Below are 7,217 nucleotides of genomic sequence, written 5' to 3'. Positions count from 1 at the left end.
TGAAATAAATCGAAACTTTAAATTAGTAAATTTGACTCTGTAGTATGCTTTAATCTTTAGTTATCAAGCTGTTTGAAAATATTTAATAATAGTTAAAATCGGAAACTGACAAAAGAGGGATAGTTAAACAGAAATATTCACAATGAATTAAACTTAAAACGTTAATATTATCTGGTAAAATTTCAAATATGAAAAAACCCTTATCTTCTCTAATGGGAAGTTTACTAGGAATAGTCGCCATACCGTTTGTTTTTCTTCCTCATCCTAGCCTAGCTCAAACATCTTCAGAAATAAAGTTAGTGACGGGGAATGAAATCGGAGAATATTATTCCATCGGTAAAGACATAGAAAAACTAGGAGAAAAACACAATTTAGATATTGACGTTATACCCACTAAAGGAGCATTACAAAATATTAATGATGTTTTCAATTACGAAAGTATAGCACTAGGTATAGTTCAAGGGGATGTGTTAGCCTTTTTAAATATTTTTGCTAACGATGATGAACAAATCAGCATCAAAGCAGAAAGTTTAAGAAACGTTTTACCTCTTTTTAAAGAACAAATCCACGTTATAGCACATAAAGAGATTAAATCCTTAAAAGATTTAGTGGGGAAAAGAGTTTCCATCGGTGAAGAAGGTAGCGGTACAAGTCTGACAGCCTCCATTTTACTATATCAATTGAGTATTAATCCCCAAGAGTTAGTTACCTATGATATTAAAAGAGGTATTCACGAACTTCGTAACGGTAATATCGATGCTTTGTTTTATGTTGCTGGAGTGCCATCAAAAGTGTTGCAAGAGCAAATTTTACCTGAAGATAATTTTCACCTTTTGCCAGTAATGTTGACTATAAGTCCAGAGGATGAGTTTTATTCTACCTTGTATTCTCCTGTTACTTTACCAGCTAATACCTATCCTTGGCAAACAGAAAAGGTAGAAACTTTAGCTATTCAATCTTTTTTGTTTACGGTGGAAAATGATGACTGTACTCAAGTAAATGTTGTGGCATCTTTAATTAAAGATAATTTAACATGGTTACAGGCAAATGGAAATCCTATCTGGAAACAAGTTGATTTAAAGCCATTAAACTCGAAAGAATTAACCAGAATGTCTAAATGCGTAAAACCTTAACTGGAGAATGAATTAATGATCAAAAATTTACATAGATTAGCCTTAATTAGTGCCATTAGTGTTGGTTTCTTTTCTCAAGCCCATCCTGCTTCTGCAGAAAGTCGAATTACTTGCGAATCTTATCGAGGTCGTTATAATTTTTGTAATGTGGATACTAGAGGAGGAGTGAGATTTGTTCGTCAAATTAGTAATGCTCAATGTCGTGAAGGTAGCACTTGGGGATACGAACGAAATGGAATCTGGGTTGATCAAGGTTGTAGTGCGGAATTTGCTGTAAGAGATAGAGGGGGAAATAATAATAACAATAACAATTATAATACTGGTGGTGATAATACAGGCGCAATTATCGGCGGTTTAGTGGTGGGTGCGATCACTACGGCTCTTGCTTCCGGTTCTAATAATTCTAATTCTAATGGTACAATAACTTGTGGTTCAGAACGAGGTAATTTCACCCGTTGAACTGTAAATATTAGTCGGCGGGATCGAGTTATTCTTAGACGACAGCTTAGTAACTCTGGCTGTTGGGAAGGAAATACATGGGGCTACGATCGAGATGGCATCTGGGTTGATCAAGGTTGCCGAGGACAATTTGAAATTAGAAGTTAATAAAGAATGGTTATTATTAGTGCTTGGATGAAGTATAGTAATGTAGGTAGGAGTGACTTTTAACAGCATTGCCTCACAAAAAAATTGCTGAAGAGTTTTTTAATGAAAGTAGGGAATAGAAGAGAAGGTGACGCAGGTGAGAGAATGACTTTTTGCTTTCTCATTCTAAATTCTAAATTCTAAATTCCTCATTCCTCATAGCCTTTAAGTTTTTTCTCCCATTCTTGATTTATTTTATCAGCTTGTTCTAACTGTTGATCTAATAAATCTTTTTCGGTAGAGTAAGCAAGGTTTTCTTGACTAATAATTGTCTGATTTGCAAATTGTTGAGCATAATTAATTTTTAACTTTAACTGTTGACTAGATTTGAGTAAATTTGCTCTTTCTTCCCGTTGATAGTTTCTCTGATTTATTTTCTTATTGCGATGTTGTAACCAAAAATAACGAATTAAAGGAATTGCTAAATAACTAACAGCATAAGTTATTAATATAGGATAAAGAAAATTCACAAATAAAATAAAACCACCTATTTCTTGAGCTAATTCTGGAGTTAATAATGAGCCTAATATTAATGCTAATACTATATTAACCGCCCCCAAACCGATGGCTAATATTTTTTGACTGCTAGTAGCTAAACTAAATTTCCATAAGTTTTCTTGAAGATAAGGATAAATATCGACTTTTCCTCTAGTTTCCGCTTTGACTTGTAATTCAGGAAAATAATAAATAATGTCACCTTTTTCTGATACTTCAGGATAACCATTAAAACGAATTAATACTGGTAAAACATAGCCTTCATCTCTTCCATTATCAATATCAATATTATCTAAATAAGGAGCTAATTGTTCAGCTATAATAGCTCCATTATTATTTTGAATTATTGTAGCTATTCCTCGCCAACGTTTTTCTTCAAAATTAGCATTAGGATTGCCGTCACCAAAAAGAAAAGAGTAAATTGATTCTAAAAAATTAAGCTCATTTTCCGCTGAATTACTTAGTTGTCTTTGATAACGTCTTTGTTGATAATCAGGAGTAAATATCCAAAAAATATCAGGAGAAAACCAGAAGCGTGGCACAAAGAAAAATCCTCCCCCTTGCCTGTTTGAGTTACTACTATTATCGTTATCATCATTTTTACTGTTAATAGCTACCACAATAACCAGAATAGCTATAAGCATCAAAACAATAGAAGAAATTAGTAAAATACCAAAAGATATTCTAATTAAATAAAAGATAACTTGCCATACTTTTTGTAACCATTTTTGCCAACGTAATTGCCAATATTTATTTCTTAAAATCGTCCGAAAATTAGGAGAAAATAAATACGCTATATCTCCCGTTTCGGCTACCTGTAAATTACCATTAGTATCTGACGCAAGATTTAATAATTCTTGTTGCACAATCTTCACGTCTAATCCAGATTTACCCGCAACATCTCCTACGGTAACTCGATAGTTTAATTCTTCGATACACTGCATAATAGCAGAATTTGGACTATTCATAATAACTTATTAATTAGACTTTATTGGAAATCAGTAACTAAGTAAGTAAGCAAAATTAATCGATTGCCCTTTACTTTTCTCAAATCTATACTAACAAGGGGTTTAAACCCATTGCCTATATACAATTAATTTTGCCTCAGTAACTATAATAATTCAGTAACTATAATAATATTGATCAGGTTTTTTCTCTATTCCCATTTCTGTGCAAGTTATTTTTTCTCTTTTTCTGTAAATTATTCTTTTAATATTATTTTGTTTTCATCCAACATTTTAACAAAACTGATATTTTCCCAGTATTGTCTTAATCTTAATCTAATTGTCTTCAAATTTATAACCAACACCCACAACGGTTTTTATAAAAGAAGGTTGTGCAGGATTGGGCTCAATTTTTTTGCGTAAACGGCGAATATGAGTATCAACAACCCTTTCATCACCGAAAAAATCTGCACCCCAAAGTTTATCAATTAATTGAGTGCGACTCCATACTTTACCTTGATTGTTAACGAAAGCCGCTAATAAGTTAAATTCTAAGGCGGTTAAGTCTAATTCCTCCTGTTTTCCATCATCTAGTTGACGAATGGCGGTATGTTCATCTAAATTAAGAATAAAGTGAGGAGTTTCGTGAATTTGATCTTGACCTCCATGACGCATACTACGCCGTAACAATGCCCTTACTCTTGCGACTAATTCTCTTGGGCTGAAAGGCTTAACTAAGCAATCATCCGCCCCCGTAGATAAACCGATAACTCGATCAATTTCTTCTCCTTTTGCTGTTAACATGAGAATATAAGGGTCTTTTGTGACTCCTGAATTTCTAATACGGTTACATACTTCTAACCCGTCAAGTTTTGGTAACATGAGATCTAAAATAATTAAATCTGGTTGTATTGTTTTTGCCTTTTCGAGCGCTGATAATCCATCATGGGCGACATGACATTGAAATCCCTCTTTCGTTAAACAAGTATTGATAAGTTGAGCGATTTCTTTTTCGTCTTCTACTATTAAAATTTCCATATTTTAAATTCTAAATTCTAAATTCTAAATTCTCATTTAAACGGTTGCCCCCAATATTGCCATGATTCTTTATTAAATGGCGATCACCACTTTAAAATTAAATTTTTTTCTATGGTTTGACGTAATTTTTTATTAGGAGAAATACCCCAAGAAAAAGCACTTCTAATCATTAAATTTAACTTATACTTTCGGTGCAATTCAATATAATTTTGGATATAACTTTTACAGTGATGATTAACCCATCTTTGAGAAGGAGATAATTTAGTTTCTCCTATATATAAAAGTAAATTAGCATAGGTATCTAAAATAAAATAAAGGCAACTTTCACTAAGATTATAGTTCGGTAAATCATAAAATTGATCTGGATGAGTTTCCAAAGAAAAAGGATCAAATAAATCTACATCAGATATGATAGCATTATCAAGAACTAAATTAAGTTGTTGAGATAAACTATTACGTTGACTTTGTTGATAACTATAAAGATTATTTTTCCAACTTTCTAAAAAGTCTTTACTCATAACCAAATCAGGCTTTAAATGAGGCTTCTTGACGTCATAAATTGCCCTAGATTCAAATAAACTTAACTGTTGATTATGATGATTTTTTCCTGAAGAATATTGAAAGTAAGACATTTTTATAATTGATAATTTATCTAATCTTTTTGATGATTATGAGGTACAAATAAAAAATTAAAGTCTCTTTTTTCAACGGGATTTAGAGAGAATCTGCTGACGCATTTGTACTGAGCAAAAAACATACTTTAGTAGTCTGAGAATTACTATATATACCAATGCTAAATCATTTGTGAAGAAGTAAAAATTAAAAAATAAATCTGTAAATCTTACTATACCTTAAAGCTGATAGCTGATAGCTGATAGCTGATAGCCGATAGCTATATTGTTTTTTTCATGGTTGAATTAAGAGTTTATTTTACACTATTCATTGCTTATTATCTATTTCTTAAAGTATAATAACTTCGACAATAAACATATCAAAGAGGAGTTGACAAAAGTGCCACATACTATTGTAACAGATGTTTGTGAAGGAATAGCAGATTGTGTTTCAGCTTGTCCTGTTGCGTGTATTCATGAAGGACCAAGTAAAAACAGAAAAGGCACTGATTGGTATTGGATTGATTTCGATACTTGTATTGACTGTGGAATTTGTCTTCAAGTATGCCCCGTTGAAGATGCTATTTTAGCAGAAGAACGTCCTGAATTGCAAAAAACCCCTATTTAGTGGAAGACTTGGAGACTTTTAAAGCTAGTATTAAATATTTTATACTACATACACCTATTTATTACCTATTACCTATTATGAGTTATTTACTAGAAGTAGAAAATGTTTATGCTGGTTATATTAAAGATTTGAACATCTTACAAGGCATAAATTTTAAAATTGACACCTCTGAGTTAGTAACTGTAATCGGTCCTAATGGAGCAGGAAAATCTACCCTTGCGAAGACTATTTTTGGGTTATTATCACCAAATCAGGGTAAAATTATCTTTAAAGGGGAAAATATTGCTGGATTAAAGCCAAATGAAATCGTTAAGCGAGGTATGTGCTATGTGCCACAAATTGTTAATGTTTTTCCCCGTCTCACCATTGAAGAAAATTTAGAAATGGGTGCTTATACATTATCTGGTTCAACAAAAAAGCAAAAAGAGATAATATATACTATGTTCCCTAAATTGAAAGAAAGGGCAAAACAAAATGCCGGCACATTATCAGGAGGTGAAAGACAAATGTTAGCTATGGGTAGAGCTTTAATGTTAGACCCCGATTTGTTATTGTTAGATGAACCATCAGCCGCACTTTCTCCTATTTTGGTGAATCATATTTTTGAACAAATAAAAGCAATTAATGTCACAGGTAAGGCTATAGTTTTAGTGGAACAAAATGCGAAAAAAGCTTTAATGATGGCACATCGTGGTTATGTGTTGGAAAGTGGGAAGGATGCTATTGAGGGTAAAGGAGAAGATTTACTAAATAATCCTCAAGTAGCTGAATTATATCTCGGTGTCAGTCATTAGAGTTTTTTTCACCTCAACTTTTTTAATAATTATTGTACACTAACTTCAATAGCTTCTAAATTTCAGTCATTTAGCTAACATGAATGAAGAATTAGGAGACAACAAGAATTATAAAATTAAGAAATTTTAAGAGATGAGGAAACAACCAAAATGGTAGCTAAAATAAATGTTAAATACTTAAGTGTTTTGATTACAATAAAAGGAGATTATCTAAACTTTATCTAAACTTTATATTTATTCCTCAAATTTACTTAAGCATCAGCCATGTCAAATTCTTTAGCACAACCTCATAAAGCTCATATTGCAATCGTCGAAGATGACAAAGGCAGACGAGAAATTCTCCTGAGAAAAAGTAAATACTCTATTGGCAGGGCACAACAGTCAGATATTAGAATTCACTCCCCCTTCGTTTCCCGTTATCATGCTACGATGGTTAGACAATTTGATAATCAAGGTTATGCTTATTATGAGATTTTAGACGGAGATGGTACGAATAATTTTAGTGCTAATGGTCTTCTTATTAACGGCAGAAAAGTAACCAATCAACATTTAAAAAATGGTGATAAAATTGTTTTTGGACCACAAGTTTGTTTAATTTATCAACATACTCAACGAGATATTTTTCCTTCTTTACCTCTTGATGATCCTTTTGATATTACCTTAATTGATCCAGCGATGATGCTTAGTGAGTGTGAAGATTAAAAATTATTTTAGATCAAATTTTATTCAAGAACGATCAGAAAAATTTTTCCCCAATACTCAAACAAAGGTATATTTTTAGTAACTATAAAGTTTTTAAATTTATGGGTATTTTTGATTAAGAGAATTTTTTATCTCGACTAATTTCTGTTGATTATCTATAGGATTTCTTGGTTTCGGTAAATCATTATTAGGCCAACCTTCTATATCACTACACACACAATCTCCAG

At 32.0% G+C, this 7,217-nt stretch carries 9 protein-coding genes; 6 read left to right on the top strand and 3 right to left on the bottom strand.

The features are described from left to right. Window positions 1-188 precede the first annotated feature (188 nt). The 3 genes from FWJ34_RS16720 to FWJ34_RS16710 are packed head-to-tail and all read left to right on the top strand — an operon-like array spanning window position 189 to window position 1,739. Window positions 189-1,133, top strand: coding sequence for a TAXI family TRAP transporter solute-binding subunit (locus FWJ34_RS16720; RefSeq protein ID WP_308256481.1), 945 nt, complete (start codon window positions 189-191; stop codon window positions 1,131-1,133). Between the two features lie 15 nt (window positions 1,134-1,148). After that, entirely contained in the window at window positions 1,149-1,592 is a 444-nt protein-coding gene (locus FWJ34_RS16715; protein ID WP_308256480.1) for a DUF3011 domain-containing protein, read from the top strand. 9 nt (window positions 1,593-1,601) lie between these two features. Beyond that, on the top strand, window positions 1,602-1,739 hold the full coding sequence (locus FWJ34_RS16710) for a DUF3011 domain-containing protein (protein WP_308256482.1): 138 nt from the start codon (window positions 1,602-1,604) through the stop codon (window positions 1,737-1,739). Between the two features lie 188 nt (window positions 1,740-1,927). On the opposite strand, the gene FWJ34_RS16705 is transcribed toward FWJ34_RS16710, so the two are convergent. The 3 genes from FWJ34_RS16705 to FWJ34_RS16695 all read right to left on the bottom strand — a co-directional run bounded on the left by FWJ34_RS16705 (window position 1,928) and on the right by FWJ34_RS16695 (window position 4,887). Beyond that, the gene (locus FWJ34_RS16705; protein ID WP_308256479.1) at window positions 1,928-3,241 is read right to left on the bottom strand and encodes a hypothetical protein; all 1,314 of its coding nucleotides are present in this window, start codon (window positions 3,239-3,241) and stop codon (window positions 1,928-1,930) included. A gap of 312 nt (window positions 3,242-3,553) precedes the next feature. Further along, window positions 3,554-4,255: a response regulator transcription factor gene (locus FWJ34_RS16700; protein ID WP_308256478.1), complete on the bottom strand. Its 702-nt coding sequence runs from the start codon at window positions 4,253-4,255 to the stop codon at window positions 3,554-3,556. 83 nt (window positions 4,256-4,338) lie between these two features. Further along, on the bottom strand, window positions 4,339-4,887 hold the full coding sequence (locus FWJ34_RS16695) for a hypothetical protein (RefSeq protein WP_308256477.1): 549 nt from the start codon (window positions 4,885-4,887) through the stop codon (window positions 4,339-4,341). A 379-nt stretch (window positions 4,888-5,266) separates the two neighbouring features. Between FWJ34_RS16695 and FWJ34_RS16690 the strand changes: the two genes are divergently transcribed. The 3 genes from FWJ34_RS16690 (at window position 5,267) to FWJ34_RS16680 (ending at window position 6,990) form a co-directional block, all read left to right on the top strand. Continuing rightward, window positions 5,267-5,494 carry a ferredoxin family protein gene (locus FWJ34_RS16690; protein WP_308256476.1) on the top strand — a complete coding sequence of 76 codons (228 nt, stop codon included), beginning with the start codon at window positions 5,267-5,269 and terminating at the stop codon, window positions 5,492-5,494. Window positions 5,495-5,571: 77 nt separating this feature from the next. After that, window positions 5,572-6,288, top strand: a complete 717-nt coding sequence (locus FWJ34_RS16685) for an ABC transporter ATP-binding protein (protein ID WP_308256475.1) — start codon at window positions 5,572-5,574, stop codon at window positions 6,286-6,288. A gap of 264 nt (window positions 6,289-6,552) precedes the next feature. Further along, window positions 6,553-6,990: an FHA domain-containing protein gene (locus tag FWJ34_RS16680; RefSeq protein WP_308256474.1), complete on the top strand. Its 438-nt coding sequence runs from the start codon at window positions 6,553-6,555 to the stop codon at window positions 6,988-6,990. Window positions 6,991-7,217 lie beyond the last annotated feature (227 nt).

It is taken from the genome of Geminocystis sp. GBBB08, assembly GCF_016743215.1.
Classification (GTDB): Bacteria; Cyanobacteriota; Cyanobacteriia; order Cyanobacteriales; family Cyanobacteriaceae; genus Geminocystis.
Note: the sequence above shows the minus strand (reverse complement) of the source record. Positions and strands in the feature narration are given on the sequence as shown.

Coding starts and splice junctions, on each gene's coding strand:
- FWJ34_RS16720 (WP_308256481.1), top strand. CDS start 189: ATGAAAAAACCCTTATCTTCTCTAATGGGAAGTTTACTAGGAATAGTC.
- FWJ34_RS16715 (WP_308256480.1), top strand. CDS start 1,149: ATGATCAAAAATTTACATAGATTAGCCTTAATTAGTGCCATTAGTGTT.
- FWJ34_RS16705 (WP_308256479.1), bottom strand. CDS start 3,241: ATGAATAGTCCAAATTCTGCTATTATGCAGTGTATCGAAGAATTAAAC.
- FWJ34_RS16700 (WP_308256478.1), bottom strand. CDS start 4,255: ATGGAAATTTTAATAGTAGAAGACGAAAAAGAAATCGCTCAACTTATC.
- FWJ34_RS16695 (WP_308256477.1), bottom strand. CDS start 4,887: ATGTCTTACTTTCAATATTCTTCAGGAAAAAATCATCATAATCAACAG.
- FWJ34_RS16685 (WP_308256475.1), top strand. CDS start 5,572: ATGAGTTATTTACTAGAAGTAGAAAATGTTTATGCTGGTTATATTAAA.
- FWJ34_RS16680 (WP_308256474.1), top strand. CDS start 6,553: ATGTCAAATTCTTTAGCACAACCTCATAAAGCTCATATTGCAATCGTC.